The following is a 19881-nucleotide window of genomic DNA, read 5'->3' as shown; positions in this document are numbered from 1 at the left end:
TCTGGGTTTTTTATTTTTCATTACTTCTTAATAAAGTAATTATAGGCTTTTTATGACTACATCAGATAAATCAAGTCACACACATACGGATAGTGATGAAATTGATTTAGGCCGTCTTCTTAGTGCCTTATTCGATTATCGCTGGGCTATTGGCGGAATCACTCTCTTATTCATGGTTATTGGTCTTGGTTATTCCTTGGTTGCTACACCTGTATACAAAGCGAATGCTTTATTGCAGGTTGAAAAGAAAAGCAGTGCACTATCTTTAGTCGGGGACATGACGGATATGCTGTCTGGAAGACAGTCAGATACATCAGCAGAACTAGAATTATTAGTTTCCCGAATGATAATAGGCAAGACGGTAAAGGACTTGAATTTAGATATTCAGGTTACAGCCGACTATTTTCCTGTGATAGGCAAGGGAATTGCCCGTCTTCGAGGTATGCCAAAGCCTGACATTGTTATTAAAAATTTTACGGTATCATCAGAGCATATTGGTAAAGCTATAAAAATATATGTTGATGATTCAGAAAATTATCAGTTGGAGTTTGACGATCAGGTTTTTCACGGGCAAGTGAACAAGGTACTTGATGCTGATGGCATAAATTTGCTTATCTCAAATATCTTAGCTTCTCCAGGGCAAAGCTTTACATTGGTTAAACAGCCCCGGTTGGATGCCGTTCGTTCATTGCAACAAGCTTTACGGGTGACGGAGAAAGGAAATAATACCGGCATTATCTCGCTTGAAATAGAAGGTGATGACCGTAAAAGAATAAAATCGATACTTGATAGTGTCAGTAAAAATTATTTGCAACAGAATGTGACAAGAAAAACTGAAGAGGCTGAGAGTAGTCTTAGTTTTTTAAAGAATCATTTACCTAAAGTTAAAATGGCGCTCAATAGTTCTGAAGAGCTGCTTAATCAGTATCGTCAGGCTAATGAATCTGTCGATTTATCACTTGAAGCAAAATCAGCTCTGGAGACATTGGTCCAGATTGAGAAACAGCTCAATGAGTTGACTTTCAAAGAAGCTGAGTTACAGCAATTGTATACCAAACAACATCCTGCTTATGTTGCTTTGCTTGATAAGCGTAAGACGTTGGCTGATACCAAAAAGGAACTGAATCAGTCAATCAAACGATTACCGAAAACACAACAGGAAATTTTACGTTTAACCCGGGATGTTCAGGTTGGGCAAGAAATTTATGTACAGTTACTCAATAAACAGCAGGAGTTGAACATCCTGAAAGCTGGGACGGTTGGTAATGTACGTATTATTGATGAAGCTGTTGTAGAAAGTGCAGCTGTAAAACCGAAAAAGCCATTGATCATTGCCGCTATGACGATGTTAGGGCTTATATTATCAATCGGAGTCGTTTTATTAAGGGTAATGTTCCGTAAAGGGATTGAAGGCCCTGAGCAATTGGAAGAAATAGGGATTTCCGTTTATGCAACTATCCCACTATCTGAGACCCAGGCTAAACTTGAACAGCAACAGAAAAAGAGAACTCATCGTCAGAAATTGCGGTTATTAGCTATTCATGATCCTACTGATTTGGCTATTGAAGCATTGCGGAGTCTTAGAACAACCCTGCATTTTTCAATGATGGAATCCGCGAATAAAGTTATTCTTCTTTCTGGTTCAGCGCCTGAATTGGGAAAATCTTTTATTTCAGTGAACCTTGCGGCAGTATTGGCATTAGGTAATAAACGCGTTCTTTTAATAGATGCAGATATGAGAAGAGGCCATTTGCATAAGGTGCTGGAAAGCCCTCAATCTTTGGGGCTTTCTGAATATCTGGCTGGTCAGAATCAGTTAAAAGAGATTATTACCAGAACTTATCTTACTGAGCTTGATTTTGTCAGTCGGGGTGATACTCCGCCTAATCCGTCAGAGTTGCTTATGCATAATAGATTCAAGGAGTTATTATCTTGGGCAGAAGAGCATTATGATTATGTCTTGATAGATACCCCACCTATTTTAGCCGTAACCGATGCTGCGATTATTGGGAGATATGCAGGAACTTCATTGTTAATTGCCCGTTATTATAAAACGAGAGTTAAAGAAGTTGATATTGCTATTCGCCGATTCGAGCAAAATGGCATTCATATTAAAGGGGTATTGCTAAATGCGGTAGAGAAAAACTCCAGTCTCTATTATGGCGGACATTATCAATACAGTTATAAAGATTAACTTTTTTCTCCGGCTTTAGCCGGAGAAATTTTATCAATGAATTCGCTCGGGTAAAAAGAAGATTAATCATTTTTCCTTTTATTTCGTAAGGATAGCGACGACGAACCTGCTGAAATTTTCTTCCCGTTACTTTATGCTTTTACAGTGACAGAATGTAACTATAAGATGTATTTAAAATGCATCTTATAGTCAGGGAACTTCTATGAGCGATTTTGTTTGCTATAAGCGAATGCCAATCTGGCAAAAAAACACCATTCCTGACATGTTCACTGAAAGACATAACACCAAAGAGGGGACGTATGCTTGTCTTGAGATTCTTGAAGGTGAACTGGAGTTTGTGATTTTCGATGGTGATCAGGAAAAAACGGCATACTTTAATGTGCAAAAGCAACCTCCCATTATTCAGCCAGAGGTCTGGCATAAAATAAAATGGGTGAGTGATGATATTAAGTGCCAGCTCTCTTTCCTATGCGAACCACAATATCTGTTTTATAAGCAAAATAACTTGTCATTGCCTCACTCAGAGATCAGATATTTGGCAGATATTATTTCCCCTTGTAAAACATTGGATTTGGGATCCGGCCGTGGCCGGAATACTTTCTATCTGGCAGAAAGAGGTTATGACGTTACAGCGGTGGATATCAGTCTGAAACATATTGATGCAATTAATGATATTAAAGAGAAACAACAGGTTAAAAATATCTATACAGCTGTTTATGATATTAACTTGCACAATATTGTAGAAAAATACGATTTAATTATTTCAACTGTGGTGCTGATGTTCCTACAACGGGGAAAAATCGCTGATATTATTCACAATATGCAGAAGCAGACGAATGAGGGTGGGGTTAATTTGATTGTTTGTCCGGTTGAAACAGATTCTGCACCATATTCATTACTGCCATTTAAATGTTTTTTAAAACCAAGAGAGTTGGAGCGTTATTATGCTGATTGGGAAATGATTAAGTATAATGAAAATCCAGGGCATCTTCATAAAACAGATGAAAATGGTAATAGAATAAAATTAAACTTCGCAACGCTTATCGCCAGAAAGCGGATTAACCGCAGGGCACGAGCATACTTTGACTGCTATTCATCCAAAGAAAACTCTTGCCCGATAATCATCGCACCAACCCGCTTTTTTAAGCTTGTTCCTTTGGCTCGGTGCCCCGCAATCGCATTGTTTGACCAGATTCAGGACGATACGACGGAATAAGGCCAGATTCTCAACTGCACCCTCCAGAACAATTCGTGAATCATCTTCTTTAAAGACCACATCAAGAATATAGTGCTGGGTATTTTCAATCCGCCAATGCTGGCGAATATAATATCCCAGTGATTTATGCTTGGGCGAAAGGGAACTCACATAATAAGACGTGTCCACCGTTCCTTTGCCATTTTGTGTCCGGTGACGTTCTACGGCGATAATGCTACGAATGGTCGGCCATTTCTCGATTAATTCTGCCGTAAATTGGGGCTTTAACTGAAACACATAACGCTCTTCACGCCGGCCATGGGCTTCTTGCTTAACTTCCGTGATAATTTTTTCTTTACCGGCATCAAACACCGCCTGAAATTGCGATTGGACGGCTTCCCACAGATGGGGTTGATTTTTTTTCACCTGAACCACGACATGGGCTTTCTTTTCGCTGATTTTTTCCAGCGTTTGGCGCTGACAATGCAAAGCATCCAGCGTGACGATGCTGCCTTTCAGGTCAAGGATATCCAACATCTGCCGCACGATACTGATTTCCCCGTTTTTCGTGGCAGTGGCTTTCTGGCTCAGGACTAATCCTTGTTCCGTATCATATGCCGTGACCAGTTGGACGGCGTTTTGCTTTTCATTACGGTAGGCGCGTCGCAGAACTTTTCCATCGAAGGCAATGACCGGTTTCCCTGCCTGTTCACGTTGTTCATTGATCCAGTTGAGCAAAGCCTCCAACAGCGAATCAAGTTCAATAGCGCGCACAATTCTGGCAACCGTGTGTCGGCATGGTATTCCACTGAGAAAGGGGCGATATTTTTTCAGCCACGTAATTTTGGCCCGACCATAAGTTTCAATATCTTGCCAACCTTCAGCGCCAGCGAGAATGGCGCTGATGACAAGAAAAATAACATCAATCAGCTCGTATTGACGATTGATGTCAGAACGAGTTTCTTTCACAACGGTTAAATGTTCAATCAGGGTCTGGTTCGGATTCATGGGCGAGTATTAAAAAGAAAAATAAGGAGAATGAGATCATATAATTACGGTTCATTCAAGGGGGGGGGGTAAAAAAGTATGCTCGCGCCCTGGGATTAACCGTAGGTTTGCATTATTTTGTTATATTGTTGTTGGTCACGGTACATTTGCAGATAGACTTGATATTTAGCCTGATGAAATAAAAAGGTCTCTTTTTCCGGTCTGATAACGTTGCCGTCACGTACCATTGATTTTGCTGCCTGAGTGACGTTTTCAAAGGAATCGCAGGCAACAGCACCGAGCAGGGCTGCACCAAGATTAACGGCATTCTCTTCCTGAGGCAGATGAATTTCGCGTTTGGTGGCGTTGGCGTATTCACGTAGCCATAATGGGTTTTTGGTTGCGCCACCACATATAACTAGTCTGTTTATCTGGTGTCCGGCTTCTACTAATGTATTAATAATGTGACGAGTGCCATAAGCGATAGATTGCAGGGTTGCCAGGTAATAGCGGGCCAGAGCATCACGACCATTTTCCAGCGTGAGTCCACTTACCATTCCCTTGGCGTTAGGGTTTGCCCTTGGTGAACGGTTGCCATGATGGTCAGCTAAAATATGTAAATGAACAGTTGGGTATTTTTCTTGTTTTTCTAACTGCGCAACGGCTTCATTCAGTAGCTGGTAGTATTGATGACCAGATACCTTAGCTTCTGCTTCTAGCTCCTGCCAGCTGTTATGCTGACGAATTGACCACTCAACTAATGCACCGGCGGCGCTTTGCCCACCTTCGTTGAGCCAGTAACCGGGTAGCATTGCGCCGAAATAAGGTCCCCAGATACCCGGAGCCATGACAGGATGGGGACTGACAATCATGTGGCAGTTTGAAGTTCCACTGATAATGACCAGACTGCCTTCTGGATATGCACCGGCCAGTGCCAACCCACCCGCATGTGCATCGATAATACCACCGGCGACAACAACTCCTGTGTGTAGCCCAAAATCTTTAGCCACTTTAGCGGTCAGATAACCGGCTTTCTCGCCAATTTCAAGAATGGTAGATGGAACTTTATCGGTTAAATCTTCTAAACCCACCTCATGAAGTAGAGCTTTGTTGAACTGTTTTTGATGAGCCAGATAGTTCCATTTGCAGGTAAGAGTACAGATACTAGCTACATCAGCGGCAGTGGCTTTCCACACTAAAAAATCGGCTAAATCAAAGAAACGCCATACATCCTGATAACGCTGAGGAAAATGGTTTTTTAGCCACAATATCTTCGGTAGTTCCATTTCAGGACTGACTTCACCACCCGCATAGCATAGTGTCGGATCATTGGTCTGATTTATCGTGATGATTTCTTTGGTTGCCCGATGATCCATCCACATGATGATGTCGTGTTCAGGATCTTCATTTTCAGCTACAGAAAGCGGCAGTCCTTCATTCGCTACAGCGACTAGTGAACAGGTAGCATCGAAACCGATTGACTTAACATCAAGGGGATTAATATTCGCCAATGTGACAGCTTCTTTTACTGTTGCACACACTTGTGCCCAAATATTCTTAGAAGATTGTTCGATAAAATCGGTTTTTGGATGAAATTGTTGAATAGAGAGAACAGAGAATGCATGTCGTTTGCCGTGTTGGTCAAAAACCGCAGTACGGACACTGGCTGAACCAACATCAATACCAATGAAATATTGTTGTTCCATCATGTGATCCTCCTCTTATTCGTTAACTTAAGCCGACAAAATGAGTTGAATGGAACAATAACGCAATGAGGTTATTCAATTATTGTGAAGCGGCTCGAGAAAGATTCGGTAATTTTATGATGATAAAAAATACTACACATATTTTTCTATTACTTTGTTGACAGGTGTAAAAACCTATTCCAGATAATGGTTTGTTAAGAGGGAAAACACGATAGATGGAGAAGGGATTTTTCGTAAAAATTTCTGATGATTTATGCTGAGATGTTATTTGTTTAACTCATCACTTTTTTAAAAATAATACAAAGAAATTCATTAATTAACAGAAAAATTAAGTATAGAAGTTGATATTTATTTTAATTAGTTAAAATAGTTAGGTATATAAGTAAGTTATTAATATTCAAGAGAGAGGGGCAGATGTGAAAATTTTGTGATGGATTTGGTATAACAAATTTGGGATATCCTATCTTAAAATTCTATCGAGTGATATCACTCACAAGTATCAAATCTTTTTCCTTTTTCACGAAATTTTTCCTCGCTTATTTTCTGTAAATATTCTTTTATTTAGATTGCTGCGCATATGTTGTTATTTTGTTATGGAATATCTGAGGGCATCTAATCTATGGGGCTAATCACAGAATGGCTAAGTGCTATTAACGGGGTCGTGTTGGGAATACCGATGATGGTCGGTCTTTTGGGGGTTGGGATCTTCATGCAGATCCGTCTCTCTTTTCTGCCTATACGTAAACTGGGAACGGGCTTTAAATTACTGTTTGAGCGTAATCATCAGCGGGGAGAAGGGCAGATATCGCCGTTTAACGCACTGATGACTGCACTTTCTGCCACCATTGGTACAGGTAATATTGCCGGTGTGGCTACTGCGGTTGTATTAGGTGGGCCGGGTGCCTTGTTTTGGATGTGGATAACTGCATTAGTCGGCATGGCGACTAAATATTCAGAGGCTGTACTGGCGGTCCGTTTCCGTGAGGTTGATAAAAATGGTCACTATGTTGGTGGCCCTATGTATTACATAAAAAATGGCCTGGGTAAAAAGTGGGCCTGGTTGGGAACGCTGTTCGCGGTATTTGGCAGTATTGCCTGTTTCGGGATCGGTAATACTGTACAGGCGAATTCTGTTGCTGATGTAATGCAAAGTAACTTCGGTGTTTCTACCATGGTAACCGCCATAATACTGGCGATTCTGGTTGGTGCAGTACTTATCGGTGGTATTAAACGTATTGCTGATGTTGCAGGTAAATTAGTGCCATTTATGACGGTTGCCTACTTAGTTGCTGGAATTATTGTTCTTGGCGTGAATTTCAGTGAAATTCCTGCTGCGTTTGCTCTGATTGTTAAATCTGCATTTACACCCGTTGCCGCGCAAGGTGGTTTTGCTGGTGCGGCAGTATGGGCGGCAATTCGTTTTGGTGTGGCCCGGGGAATTTTCTCTAACGAAGCGGGGTTGGGAAGTGCACCGATTGCTCATGCAACAGCGAAAACCCAAAACCCGGTTCGTCAGGGGTTGATTGCCATGCTCGGGACTTTCATTGACACCATTATTGTTTGTTCTATCACTGGCTTTACTATCGTCATTACGGGTGGTTGGTTAACCGGTCAGAATGGTGCGACACTAACAGCGGCCTCTTTTTCTGCGGCAATTCCTGGTGGAAACTATATTGTAGCAGGCGCTTTGATAATATTTGCCTTTACTACGATTCTTGGTTGGAGTTTCTACGGTGAAAAATGTATTCAGTATCTATTTGGACAAAAAGCAATTACACCTTTCCGTGTGGTATGGATTATTGCTTTAATGGTTGGTGCTACTCAATCGTTGGATTTTGTTTGGTTACTGGCCGATACATTAAATGCAATGATGGCAATCCCGAATCTGATTGCAATAGCACTGTTAAGCCCGGTTGTTTACCGGCTGACAAAAGAACATATTAAAGATGTGAATGCAGATAGTGTTGATATTAAAGCAAAACTTTGAATAAAAGCCTTCCAGTCTGGAAGGCTCAGGTTACTGACAAAGTGCTGGTTTTTTATCCGGCATTTTGTTTCAATTAAGTTCCGTTCACCAAACGGAGCTGGCCGTCATGCTAAGAGCCCCCTTCAGACCTTTCCGCCTGAAACGCTTTCTCTTTGTCAATAATTTTAGCCGGTAAAGAAGATAAGCGTTTGTGTGTTCAGAAACTATGTATGATACAGATGAGGCAAACAAAACACCCATCATATCGAACACAATGCCGTTGAAATTGGAAGAAAATTCCCAATTATCCAGTACCGGTATTTTCGTACTTAGGTAAAGTAGAAAACAAAATGTAAGGTTATTTAGAAAAGCAGAATTAATCGCTTTTCTTGCAAAACGTAATCCATAAAATTCGTTAAGTATATCTGAAATTGTATATATTAATGGTTGTTACTTCGCTGTACTTAAATTATTTGTTGAGAATCTTGTAATAAGAAAATAAGAAAGTGGTGAATATAATTATAGCAAAAATAGTCAGACAGATTACCAGGATGAAAATATATTTACCATCGTTGGTGTCAGAATCAGTTGGAATGTAGTGTATACAAAGTCTCTATTTTAACGAAACGTATAAGATTGTATGTTGTTTTTGTAAATTTAGCTTAATGATAGGCCCTGTTGTGCAGAACAGGCACCTATTTTTTTAGATTTTTTTGAAAGATAAGTCGTTAGATGGATTTCATTTTATCTTCTGATATAAATAGCTTTCCATAATACTGATACACCTATGCCTTTTGTTTTCTTTTTGAACAACATTGGTTCTGTAGCCTATCTCATTGATTCTACAGACCACTTGGATGAAAAGGCTGTATATCTTGGTACACAAGGGCTGGTTGGAAGTGGAGCATAATTATGAAAACTTATTTATACCATCGAAGAGAATTTTTAACGGGAGACGGAGTTACCATAACTAATCCACTGTCAGTCAGTTTCAATAGCAGATAACGAGCTTTATAGATAGTGAAATCACATTGTTCTGCTACATCACGTGTGCTGGGCCATGATTCTGGTGGTGGAGCCATTTGCATTTCCTGAACGGTGCATAATTTGGATATGACATTAAATACTTGATCTGTTTGGGAAGGTTGAGTCGAATTTTTCCGGTTTTCCATACTAACTCCAGGCTTTATCGAACCCAGTTAGATACCTTGAGTTACTTGGGGTAATCCGACGGTTAATTTCAACATATGTGAACAATCTAAATGTCCATTCATAAAGAATTGCCGGGTATATCCTGTTTTGTCAAGGTTTGTTTTTGTACGATGTAGATTGATTATACCCTTCATCTTTCAAGTTGCTGCTTTGTTGGCTGCGTTCACTTACCCCAGTCACATCGTTATCTATGCTCCTGGGGATGCGTTCACTTGCCGCCGCGCTGCAACTTGAAATCTATTGGGTATATACCCGTAATCATTGAAACTGCTTGATTTTCGCCCAAATGAGGTTCATGGTATCTGTCATGAAAATATTCATTACCGATGAACAAAAAGCCGAACTTGAACATCTCCATCACACCTGCCGTGATAAAAGAGAGTGTGATCGCATCAAAGCGGTCCTCCTGGCCTCTGAGGGCTGGAGTTCTGTCATGATCGCTCAGGCCCTGCGTCTTCATGAAACGACCGTTCATCGTCATATCAGCGATTACCTTAATCACCGTAAAATCAAGCCCGAAAATGGCGGCTCTCAGAGCCATCTCAGCGAAACACAGACTCAGGAACTTATCGCCTATCTGACCGCAAATCTTCTGCCCACCACACAGGCGGTTATCCGCCTTGTCAAAGAAGCGTGGGATATCCGTTACACCGTTCCCGGCATGAATAAATGGCTGCACCACCAGGGATTCAGTTATAAAAAGCCGACCGGCGTGCCACACAAGTTCAACGCGGAACAGCAGCGGGCCTTTATAGAAACCTACGGGAAACTCAAGCAGGAAGCCGGAGACCATGAGCCCATCCTGTTCATTGATGGCGTCCATCCCACGCAGGGGACGAAACTGGCTTATGGCTGGATGCGAAAAGGCCAGAAAACCGCGGTGAAAACCACGGGAAGCCGTACCCGTCTGAACCTGATGGGGGCCCTTAATCTGGCTGATATTAGTAAAACGGTAGTACGCGAGTATGACCGTATCGACAGTTATCACATCGCAGAGTTTTTCATTGCTCTGCGTGAAACCTATCCGGTCAGTCAGAAGGTTCATATTATCCTTGACGGAGCTGGTTACCACCGAAGCAGGCTGGTGAAAGACTGGGCTTATGTGATGAATATTGAGCTTCATTACCTGCCACCGTACAGCCCGAATCTGAACCCGATAGAAAGGCTGTGGAAGGTGATGAATGAACAAGTCAGGAATAACCATTATTTCGCCTCGACGACCTTGTTCAAGCAGGCAATACATCGCTTTTTTACGGAAATATTACCGGAACTGGCCGGGAACCTGTCGTGCCGTATTAATGACAACTTCCAGGTTATGAATACTGCATCTTCAAGTTAAGCGGGTATATATCGAAAAATTAAAATTTTAGATCTTTTGATTTGATAAACAAGTACAGTAAAGAATTTTACTCTGATATAGATGTAATTTGCGACACTATAGATTGAAAATTATAGTATTAAAATGTTATATAAGTATTTTGTTGTGAAATTATTTTTATTTTTATTTTTTATTTTTATTTTTTGAATTATTCTGTAATAATTTGAACTTCAATAAGGATATTGCTTACGTATAAATGTTTATCGATGAACTGTGTTTTCATTAACTTATCTCTAATCATGATAAATCCAGTGGAGAGCCACCAATGATATCGTTTTTATTTTTCTGTGCTTAATGAATTTTTATATGTCGTGAATTACCCGCGTTTTTCTAACAGTCATATCTATGTCAATATATTTTGGCATCTTAACTATTTTAGTTAATGGATTCCATTCATAAAAAGCAAAAGATACTTAATAATCGCAAAAGCATCCATTTAGAAATTTACTCTGAAATTGAAGTTGATTTGTATTATGTGATTTTATTGAGTGTTATTACATACTTTTGTGTTTTATTTTTATCAATATATTGAGGATTAGAAATGAAACTGAATAAAATTATGATGCCGATCACATTAATATTTGTCACTGCTATTATCGGTGGTATTGTGATTGATGTACCGTATTTCATTAATTCGAATAATTTAGAGCACACTATAAGTCTTAGGAAAACTTCCAACTTAGTGTTGAAAGGTGAGGGGAGCCAAATCCCGAAAAATACCGAAATTCGTTTGAAAAATTGCAGTTTGGAACCGGTGGTTCAGCGGTTATTGTCTCGGGTAACTTTAAAAGTGTTGCTGGTTTTACCCCGTGTTATCAATAAACCAGATAAACCACCAAGGCCATGCTAGTGGGAGAAACTTCACATGTTCAGATTAATGGTAATTTTTATTTTTTAATCGTTATCTTTTGGTTATGGGTTCTGATCACAAGATAGAAAAATTGATGATTTTTAAGAATAACCTGGTGTTTAAATTATCCTTCCTATAGATTCTTCATGTTCCATTTTTAGTTATTGTCATATCAGTCTTATAAAACTTTCAGATTAATATAAAGCCAATGAAAATATCGTATTTTCCTTTTAAGGGAGATTCCTGGTTTTTCATTATCAGATTATTTGTAAATAATATTAAACATTAATAACGTGACTTTATTGTTAAATAATGTTATTAAATATGGAGTTAAGATTTATATTTTAATATTAATTTTTTTTACTGATCGTTATCCTAGGATATCATCGGATAGGCAGTAAGAATGAATGATGGTTGTAACCGTTTAATAGCGTTACAAATATCGGCTTACCTTCAGCATTGATTGCTATTTGTTCTGTTAAGATAGTGATTTGATTTGTATTTTCTAATGAAAAAAGTATGAAAAACAATAAGAATGTGAAAGAACATGGCAAAACATCGTTTTTCGAACAATATTTTTCTAAGCTGTATATGGGTCATGTGGAGCATTGCTCTGGGGCTCTATCTGGCAGGTAATCTGTTTAGCTGTACAGTGACAGCGATTCTATCTTTTCTGGCTTTAATATTTTGCTTTATTAACATGAGATCGAGATCAAAAACTATGTTTGGAAAAAAAACAGAAACAGTGGCTGTAGAACCAGTGTCTCAGGCTGGTGATGATAAAAAGAATGCCAGCGCAGAAGCCCGCCGTTGCACTATTGTTGCTAAAAGTTCAGTCTTTAAGGGCGATATTGATGTAGAAGGTGATATACCCAAGAAACTTCAAGATGCAGTTTTTAGCACCTGAAAATGGTCGTTAATCCTAGACATCAGCGAATCCGCTATATCCGGTAGCGTTGTGGTGAAAAATTTGAAGACGTTGTCTCGAAATTCATGTTTATCCGCGAAATAACGGTTATTTCGAACATGTTCATTCATGACCTTCCATAATCGCTCTATCGGGTTTAAATTTGGACTATAGGGAGGAAGGTAATGTAACTCAATATTGCTAACATAAGCCCACTCCTTCACAAGATGAGCTTTGTTGTAACCTGCCCCATCCACAATAAGATGAATTTTTTGATGATAGTCAGGATAAGACTTTCTTATTTCATTGAAAAAACAGCAAATGTTGTAGTCATTGAGGGTCTGATATTCCTGGAACACGGTACGACCAATGGCATTCAGGTTGAGTGCGCCCAATATATTCAGGCGAGTTCGGCTTCCTGTTGTTTTGACTGTTTTTTTCTCGCCTTTCCGCATCCAGCCATAACCGAGTTTGGTACCTTGAGTCGGGTGAACAGCGTCAAGAAAAAGGATGGGTTCGTCTTTCGCTGTGACTTTAAGATTCTCATCATATTCAATAAATTGTCGCTGTTTTTCTGCGTCGAATTTATGAGGGACGCCACAAGGTTAATGAGATGGTCACCCCCACCCTGTGAGAGGTACGCTAGCAGGGTATTTTATTTTAGAGGGAACCATCATGCAAAACGTTACGCTTATTGGTATCGATCTCGGTAAACATTCCTTCCATGTCCACTGTCAGGACAGGCAGGGTAACGCCCTGCTGCGTAAGAAGTTTTCCCGCACTCAGCTTATTAATTTTCTCGGTTCCTGCAAGGCTGCAACCGTAGTGATGGAGTCCTGCGGTGGGGCGCACTTTATGGCTCGCCGGATCGCTGATTTAGGCCATGAGGCAAAGCTGATTTCTCCGCAGTTCGTCCGTCCTTTTGTTAAGAGTAACAAGAACGATTTTGTCGATGCTGAAGCTATCTGCGAGGCAGCTTCCCGGCCCTCCATGCGCTTTGTGCCCCCCCGCACAGAAGACCAACAGGCGATGGCCGCCCTCCATCGCGTCAGAGACTCACTGATACGGCAACGCGTTAAAACCACCAATCAGATGCACGCTTTTTTGCTGGAGTTCGGCGTCAGTCTGCCGCGCGGTATTGCCGTGATACGACGTCTGGCCGCTGTGCTGGAAGAAAATGACTTTCCGCCTTATCTGGCAAGGGTTCTGAGCAGACTCCACAGTCATTATGTTTACCTCAGCGGAGAAATTGAGGAAGTCGATAAGGAACTGAAAACGCATCTGGCGGAAGATGAAACCGCGCAACGCCTGCTGACCATTCCTGGCGTTGGGCCGGTAACGGCGAGTCTGTTAGCCATGCGGCTGGGGGACGGTAAAAACTATGCCAGCAGCCGTGACTTTGCGGCTTCAACAGGGCTGGTTCCCCGCCAGTACAGCACGGGTGGAAAAACGACACTGATGGGCATCAGCAAGCGGGGTGATAAAAATCTGAGGCGGCTGCTGGTACAGTGTGCCAGGGTCTTTATGCAGCGGCTGGAGCATAATCCAGGGCGTCTGGCAGAGTGGGTGAACAGGCAGCTTGCCCGCCATCACTCGAACGTTGTGGCGTGCGCGCTGGCGAATAAACTGGCACGAATAGCCTGGGCCGTTACGGCACATCAGACGGTGTTCATTAAATAAAAGAGCCAACGAAAAACGGCGTTAGCTCAGAAAGTTAAGCAGTTACCATCTGGTTTTGCGACGACAGATAATTGATGACATGAACGGCATATCGGCCTGCTGATGAACCTGATATAAAAAATGGCTCTCTGAAGCCGACCGGTTTTTAAGGTTCGGCAGGCACGGAACTCATCGTGGCGCGGGCATGACTGCTCACCAGACGCCGAATAGATTTACGCAAGCCCACCATACATCAAAATTTGTGTTGCAAAAACGGGGGTGACCATAGATTTTATAAGAAAAACCCTGACGGTGTAGCCATTTATTCATGCCTGGAATGCTAAAGGTAATATTCCAGAGCTGAGCAACATAGGCCACGATTTCATGGGTGTGATGGAAAAGATGTTGAGATAAGTGGTTGATTAAAAAATCAGTTTGTTCTTGAGAAAGTAAACTATCAGACCCCCCATTATCAGATTGAAGTTTCCCCTGATTGAGGTAATCACCGATATGGCGGTCAACGGTGGTCTGATGGAGTCGCAATGCCTGGGCTATCATCACAGAACTCCACCCTTCAGAAGTCAGAAGGATGGCTTTTATTCTGTCTCGTACTTGACCATCACGAGTGGTGTCGTGAAGACGTTCAAGTTTGGTTTTTTGTTCTGATGTAATAAATATTTTCATAGCGAGGATAATGATCTCCATTTCGGATAAAATCAAGCATCTTCAATGATTACGGGTATATACTCTTTACTACAAGTATTATTGAAAATATTACATTAGGAAGAGACGTTGATAGGAATAAAGTTGAGAGTATGCTTAAAAAGTTAAATTTATGGCAGACAATAGATAGCCTGCCTGAAAAACTAAATAACATTTCATAATTTTGCTACACATGGCCTTCTTCAACCCATTGTTATATATATAATTATGAGTAGTATAAGATGTAGCGCTATTTTGGAATCTTATTTAGATACCGTTATTAGTGATAAGGTTAACCCTTTTTCTGAAGGACAAAGACAAGTATTACTCTTTTTACGAGGCTATCTGTCAGATAAATCGGTATTGATATTTGATGAAATATTTAGAGGAATTGATAATGAAAATGCTAAAGTCGTAAGTAAATTAATTTCAGAAAAAGAAGGTTGTATTATATTCTATGTCGCTCATGATTTTACTATCAATTGTGAAAATCATGAAGTGTTAGAGCTGAAAAGTGAAAGGGACTATGATTTCTTCAAGCTAGAGGCTTTTAATGAATAAATTAAACTCTAATAATGAAGTTAAGTCAGAACTGCATAAAGAATATAAATTAATTATAAGTATAACATTTTTTTTGCTGATTATATGTTTTGCTTTATCTTTTGTTGTGACTATAAAGAGGCGAGTTGTTTTGGAAAATGCTTTTATTAAAACCGCACCAGAACCTGTATTATTTTATGCAGAAAAGGATATAGACATTAAAAATTATAATGTTCGTGATGGTGATGTAGTTAAAAAAGGAGATTCTATTTATAATGCGATTAATCCAGATTTAGAGGAGGCCGAATCTATTTTATTACAAAATATAAAACGAGATAATACAAAAATTAATGCGATGGAAAAGTATATAGATAATGTCTATGAGCGGATGAAGATTGAAAAAAGTTATGAAGATTTTAAGTTTAATAAAAATGAAAGTGAGTTAAAAAATATAGACTCTATTTTAAAAGACCATAGAGATGACTATGATTTTTTTAGTCAAAGCTACAGAGAACAGATGAATTTTGTAGATAAATTGTTAAATCAAAATAATAATTATTTATCTAAGAAAGATATTATCAAATATAAAATGAAATTGTTCTCATCACGTCGTGGCTTGATTAATCTTGAATCTGATATATTAGACTTAGTACTACAGCCGTACTTACTTTTTTCAACAGAAAAGACACTCATAGAAAAGCTTAATTCATGCGGTTTCTCAGAGTGGTGAGCATCAAGGAAAATGCAACTTTCTGGTATCTACGGCTGTAGTATTAGAACCTATCCCAAAAGGAATTGTCATGTTGTATAATATTCTAGAACGGATAATTTCTGAAGGTATAGAGAGTATGACAAACAACAAATGGCGGCTCAGTGATGAGCTTTGGGAAAAAATGATGCCACTTATCCCCGAACATAAAACTCAGCATCCGCTAGGTACACATCGCAAACGGGTTGATAACCGCGCCGCTATGGATGCCATCTTCTTTGTGCTCAGAACAGGCTGCCAATGGAATGCCCTGAATGCAACAGGAATATGCTCGTCAAGTTCGGCTCACCGTCGTTTTCAGGAATGGCGTGACGCCGGCGTTTTTGAACGCTTCTGGCAGAACGGTTTGCTGGCCTGCAAGCACCTCGCGATCATCGACTGGTCGTGGTTATCACTGGATGGTTGCATGACCAAATCCCCTTTAGCGGGGACAAAAAAACAGGTCGTAACCCCACAGACAGAGGGAAACAAGGCGTAAAACGCAGCCTCATGACCGAGGCTAACGGGCTTCCTCTTTCACTCGTTGTTGGCGCAGCAAACACGCACGATATCAAACTGGTTGCAGATACGCTCGATGCACTTCAGACAGGCAAGCCGGGTAAAAAGGTCAGGCTGTGTCTGGATAAGGGATATGATGCTAAATGGCTGAAAGACTATCTACGAAGTCGGCATTACGAGCCGCATATTCAGTCTCGCAAGGAGGAATCAGATGCCTGCCAAAATACGGACTTTAAAGCTCAAAGATGGGTTATCGAGAGGACGCATAGCTGGATGAATCGCTTTCGTCGGATACTGATCCGATGGGAAAAGAAGGTCGAAAACTATGAAGCTATGTTACATTTTGCCTGCGGGATTATAGTCTGGAACAAAATCCTATTGGGATAGGCTCTTAGAGAAAAGAAAGTACAGTTTAGATGATGAGCAAAGTAGATACATAATTGGAGCAACCAAATATAAAGGGTTAGATATGGAGCTTAACCAGTTAAGAGGTGAACTCTCTGTTCTTGTCTCAGAATTGAATGTAAAAAACGCAGGGATGGAGAATATAAAGAATGGTAAGTTGAGAATAGAAGGAATTGCAAAAGCTGATGGTAAGGTTGAATTTAATAATATTAATGGCATCAGACCTAAGCAGGTAAAAAAAGGAGAGTTAGTTTTTACTATATATCCTGATGGTAATCACTTTATAGCAAAAGGAGTTGTTAGTGAAAAATACATTAGAAAAATTAAAATTGGACAGAGCGTAGAATTAAAAATGGATGCTTATGATTATCTCAAGTATGGGGCAATAAAAGGGAAGGTTGAGGCTATATTTGGCGTAAAAAACGGTACGGCTGAAATTGTGATTAATATTGTTGATAAAAGGGATTTTGATTTAGAGTTTGGTAATTCAATCAAGGCGTTTATCATCTTGGATGAAGTTAAATAACATTTCATAATTTTGCTACACATGGCCTTCTTCAACCCATTGTTATATATAGAATTATGAGTAGTATAAGATGTAGCGCTATTTTGGAATCTTATTTAATCTGTATGAATATATATATGAAATAGTGTTTCCATATGTTGCTTAATGGTCTTATTACTTAATGTGGTATTGTTGAAAAAGTTATTTTTATAGGTGTTTTAGTGTCAGTATGAATAAATCTTGGATTCGACTAATATCATTGATACTGACGCTACACCGGGCAATGTCCATGACAGCCAGTCCTTCATTGGACGATTGAAGCGCCAGCTCAGTCGCTTTTGCCTCAGTCCCTTCGCGGTCGGGCTGGATGTCGGGTATTTTACGGTGCCGGTTTGTTACCTGACGCAACGGTTAGGGGTTATTCCCCTCATCGGTTATTGCCGCCCGCACAAAGGACCGAATGCCTTCCAGAAGAAACATTTTACCTATGACAAGTCGCAGGACTACTATGTGTGCCCGCAAGGCGAAAAACTGATTTATACCACAACCAGTTGTGAAGGATACCGATACTATCAAGCCCCGGTGAGTCTCTGCCAGTGCTGCCCGAAACGGGTTTCCTGTATGCAGGCCAAAAGGGGGAAAACACTCACACGCCATGTCTGGGAGGAAAGTAAGGAGCAAACCAGCTAACGGAGTGGGGTAAAAAGGCTTACAAGCGACGAAAGGAGACGATAGAGCACGGTTTTGCGGATGTGAAGCAGCATCATGGACATCGTTATGCCCGTTTTCGTGGGTTGCTGAAAGTGCAAATACAGTGCTTTTTGGCGGCAACAGCCCAGAATATCAAGAAGATAGCCTTGCTGGTCGCGATGCTTTGTTGTTTTTATCTCTGGAGTCAATGTAGGAGAGGCGAAAGTAACGCCTTGGCGGACGATTAAACCGGGTTAATGAGGAAAATGGGTGGCATTATGAATCATAATGAAAGGAACAAACCCCGGTATTTTCAACGAGGTTTGTCAGCGGTCTATAACGGGCCAATCGGCCCGTTTAAAGATTTACGCATTGCTATTGGTTGGGGCTTCCGCTTTTGGATTACCGGTAGGTTTACGGCGTTTACCGATATTTTTGCTATCCCGATGACGTATTTTCTCTTTTTTCTTCGATTCTTCCGCTTTCTTTTTCTCTTTGCGTTTAGCCAATACTTTTTTCGATGGCTTATTGCTGGTTTTCTCACTTGGTGATTTGGTTGTTGGGCGAAGTTCATCAACAATCCGTGACTTCAGTGGTTCGTTCAGATAGCGGCTGATTTTACCCAATAAAACATGGTCATGCGCTTCTACTAAGGTAATTGCGGTACCTTTGCGACCAGCACGAGCCGTCCGGCCGATACGATGCAGGTAAACATCGGCGGTGCGTGGCAAATCGAAGTTGAAAACATGACTGATATCATCAATATCCAATCCGCGGGAAGCAACATCAGTGGCAACCAGAACATTGACGCTGCCATCATTCAATCGCTTAACAGCTTCTGTCCTTTTAGCCTGTACCATTTCCCCTTCGAGGAACCAGGCTTTGATACCGGCTTGACGTAGTCCATCTACAAGCTCATGTACACGTTCACGTTTACGAACAAAAATAATGGATTTAGTGACATCCGATTGTTTCAGTAAATGGCAAAGCAGGGCTGTTTTGTGTTCCAGATTGTCTGCACGGTAGTAGAATTGCTGAATTTTTTTGCGTTCACGACGTGACGGCTCTGCATCAATTTCAACCGGATCTTTCAGCAAGCGCTCTGCAAAATCACGGATGGCTTCCCCTTCCAGAGTTGCAGAGAACAGCATGGTCTGTTTGCGCCAACGGGTTTCGCCCGCGATGGTTTCAATATCATTGGCAAAACCCATATCCAGCATACGATCTGCTTCATCAAGGATGAGTGTTTCAACTGCCCGGCAATCAAAGTTTTCTTCTTTGATATATTGCAGCAGACGGCCAGTGGTGGCGACGACAATATCCTGATTCTCGCTGAAAACTTCTGCGTGGTTCATATAGGCCACACCGCCGGTAATCGTAGCAACATCCAGATTGGTATGTGCAGCCAGTTCTTTTGCCTGGTCTGCCACTTGCATTGCCAGTTCACGGGTTGGTGTCAGGATCAAAATGCGTGGCGGGCCAGATTTTTTGCGTGGAAAATCGAGTAAGTGTTGCAGAATTGGCAGCAGGTAAGCTGCGGTTTTACCTGTTCCAGTAGGCGCGGAACCCAGAACATCACGTCCATCCATTGCTGCCGGGATAGCAGCAGCCTGAATTGCTGTTGGGCGGGAGTAACCTTTATCATTTAGAGCATCAAGCAGACGTTCATCAAGATCGAGCTCAGAAAAGTTTGTTGCAATCATTATATACCTCTGTTT

14 protein-coding genes and 5 pseudogenes are annotated in these 19881 nt (G+C 40.8%); 12 read left to right on the top strand and 7 right to left on the bottom strand.

Going from position 1 to position 19881, the window contains the following annotated elements; translation table 11 throughout:
- Positions 1-52 precede the first annotated feature (52 nt).
- On the top strand, positions 53-2194 hold the full coding sequence (locus VY86_RS02180) for a polysaccharide biosynthesis tyrosine autokinase (protein ID WP_046973752.1): 2142 nt from the start codon (positions 53-55) through the stop codon (positions 2192-2194).
- 202 nt (positions 2195-2396) lie between these two features.
- Positions 2397-3251 (top strand): annotated as a pseudogene (gene tehB, locus VY86_RS25580) (SAM-dependent methyltransferase TehB); the annotation flags it as partial.
- A 36-nt stretch (positions 3252-3287) separates the two neighbouring features.
- Here tehB and VY86_RS02170 read toward each other — a convergent pair.
- Both VY86_RS02170 and VY86_RS02165 read right to left on the bottom strand, forming a co-directional pair.
- On the bottom strand, positions 3288-4397 hold the full coding sequence (locus VY86_RS02170; protein WP_046973751.1) for an ISAs1 family transposase: 1110 nt from the start codon (positions 4395-4397) through the stop codon (positions 3288-3290).
- 95 nt (positions 4398-4492) lie between these two features.
- A complete protein-coding gene (locus VY86_RS02165) occupies positions 4493-6082 on the bottom strand; it encodes an FGGY-family carbohydrate kinase (RefSeq protein ID WP_046976672.1) in 1590 nt (529 codons plus the stop codon).
- Between the two features lie 619 nt (positions 6083-6701).
- On the opposite strand from VY86_RS02165, the gene VY86_RS02160 reads away from it, so the two are divergent.
- Positions 6702-8069 carry an alanine/glycine:cation symporter family protein gene (locus VY86_RS02160; protein ID WP_046973750.1) on the top strand — a complete coding sequence of 456 codons (1368 nt, stop codon included), beginning with the start codon at positions 6702-6704 and terminating at the stop codon, positions 8067-8069.
- Between the two features lie 84 nt (positions 8070-8153).
- On the opposite strand, the gene VY86_RS26390 is transcribed toward VY86_RS02160, so the two are convergent.
- Positions 8154-8471, bottom strand: coding sequence for a VUT family protein (locus VY86_RS26390; protein WP_420800620.1), 318 nt, complete (start codon positions 8469-8471; stop codon positions 8154-8156).
- Between the two features lie 497 nt (positions 8472-8968).
- Positions 8969-9220: a FaeA/PapI family transcriptional regulator gene (locus VY86_RS02155; protein WP_046973749.1), complete on the bottom strand. Its 252-nt coding sequence runs from the start codon at positions 9218-9220 to the stop codon at positions 8969-8971.
- A 347-nt stretch (positions 9221-9567) separates the two neighbouring features.
- On the opposite strand from VY86_RS02155, the gene VY86_RS02150 reads away from it, so the two are divergent.
- From VY86_RS02150 to VY86_RS02140, 3 genes are all read left to right on the top strand, one after another.
- The gene (locus VY86_RS02150; RefSeq protein ID WP_046976622.1) at positions 9568-10599 is read left to right on the top strand and encodes an IS630 family transposase; all 1032 of its coding nucleotides are present in this window, start codon (positions 9568-9570) and stop codon (positions 10597-10599) included.
- Between the two features lie 580 nt (positions 10600-11179).
- Complete coding sequence (locus VY86_RS02145) at positions 11180-11488, top strand: hypothetical protein (RefSeq protein WP_046973748.1); 309 nt, start codon at positions 11180-11182, stop codon at positions 11486-11488.
- A gap of 547 nt (positions 11489-12035) precedes the next feature.
- The gene (locus VY86_RS02140) at positions 12036-12395 is read left to right on the top strand and encodes a hypothetical protein (RefSeq protein ID WP_238591562.1); all 360 of its coding nucleotides are present in this window, start codon (positions 12036-12038) and stop codon (positions 12393-12395) included.
- On the opposite strand, the pseudogene VY86_RS02135 reads toward VY86_RS02140, so the two are convergent.
- Positions 12371-13000, bottom strand: a pseudogene (locus VY86_RS02135) (IS630-like element ISPlu19 family transposase); the annotation flags it as partial. The gene VY86_RS02140 and the pseudogene VY86_RS02135 sit on opposite strands and share 25 nt — an antisense overlap.
- 70 nt (positions 13001-13070) lie before the next feature.
- On the opposite strand from VY86_RS02135, the gene VY86_RS02130 reads away from it, so the two are divergent.
- The gene (locus tag VY86_RS02130; RefSeq protein WP_046973747.1) at positions 13071-14075 is read left to right on the top strand and encodes an IS110 family RNA-guided transposase; all 1005 of its coding nucleotides are present in this window, start codon (positions 13071-13073) and stop codon (positions 14073-14075) included.
- A gap of 270 nt (positions 14076-14345) precedes the next feature.
- Here VY86_RS02130 and VY86_RS02125 read toward each other — a convergent pair.
- Positions 14346-14738: pseudogene (locus VY86_RS02125) on the bottom strand (helix-turn-helix domain-containing protein); the annotation flags it as partial.
- A 246-nt stretch (positions 14739-14984) separates the two neighbouring features.
- Between VY86_RS02125 and VY86_RS02120 the strand changes: the two are divergent.
- The 5 genes and pseudogenes from VY86_RS02120 to VY86_RS23905 all read left to right on the top strand — a co-directional run.
- Positions 14985-15317: an ABC transporter ATP-binding protein gene (locus tag VY86_RS02120; protein ID WP_193386962.1), complete on the top strand. Its 333-nt coding sequence runs from the start codon at positions 14985-14987 to the stop codon at positions 15315-15317.
- On the top strand, positions 15310-16026 hold the full coding sequence (locus tag VY86_RS02115) for a hypothetical protein (protein WP_238591561.1): 717 nt from the start codon (positions 15310-15312) through the stop codon (positions 16024-16026). The genes VY86_RS02120 and VY86_RS02115 overlap by 8 nt, the downstream gene beginning before the upstream one ends.
- Before the next feature lie 118 nt (positions 16027-16144).
- Positions 16145-16950: pseudogene (locus VY86_RS23910) on the top strand (IS5 family transposase).
- A gap of 82 nt (positions 16951-17032) precedes the next feature.
- Positions 17033-17494: an HlyD family secretion protein gene (locus VY86_RS02100; protein WP_238591560.1), complete on the top strand. Its 462-nt coding sequence runs from the start codon at positions 17033-17035 to the stop codon at positions 17492-17494.
- Positions 17495-17728: 234 nt separating this feature from the next.
- A pseudogene (locus tag VY86_RS23905) lies at positions 17729-18411 on the top strand (transposase); the annotation flags it as partial.
- A gap of 117 nt (positions 18412-18528) precedes the next feature.
- On the opposite strand, the gene srmB reads toward VY86_RS23905, so the two are convergent.
- Positions 18529-19866, bottom strand: coding sequence for an ATP-dependent RNA helicase SrmB (srmB, locus tag VY86_RS02090; RefSeq protein WP_046973744.1), 1338 nt, complete (start codon positions 19864-19866; stop codon positions 18529-18531).
- Between the last annotated feature and the right edge of the window lie 15 nt (positions 19867-19881).

The sequence above is a fragment of the Photorhabdus thracensis genome, from assembly GCF_001010285.1.
In the GTDB taxonomy this organism is placed as follows: domain Bacteria; phylum Pseudomonadota; class Gammaproteobacteria; order Enterobacterales; family Enterobacteriaceae; genus Photorhabdus; species Photorhabdus temperata.
The sequence above is the reverse complement of the archived record's forward strand: the minus strand, read 5'-3'. Positions and strand labels throughout refer to the sequence as shown.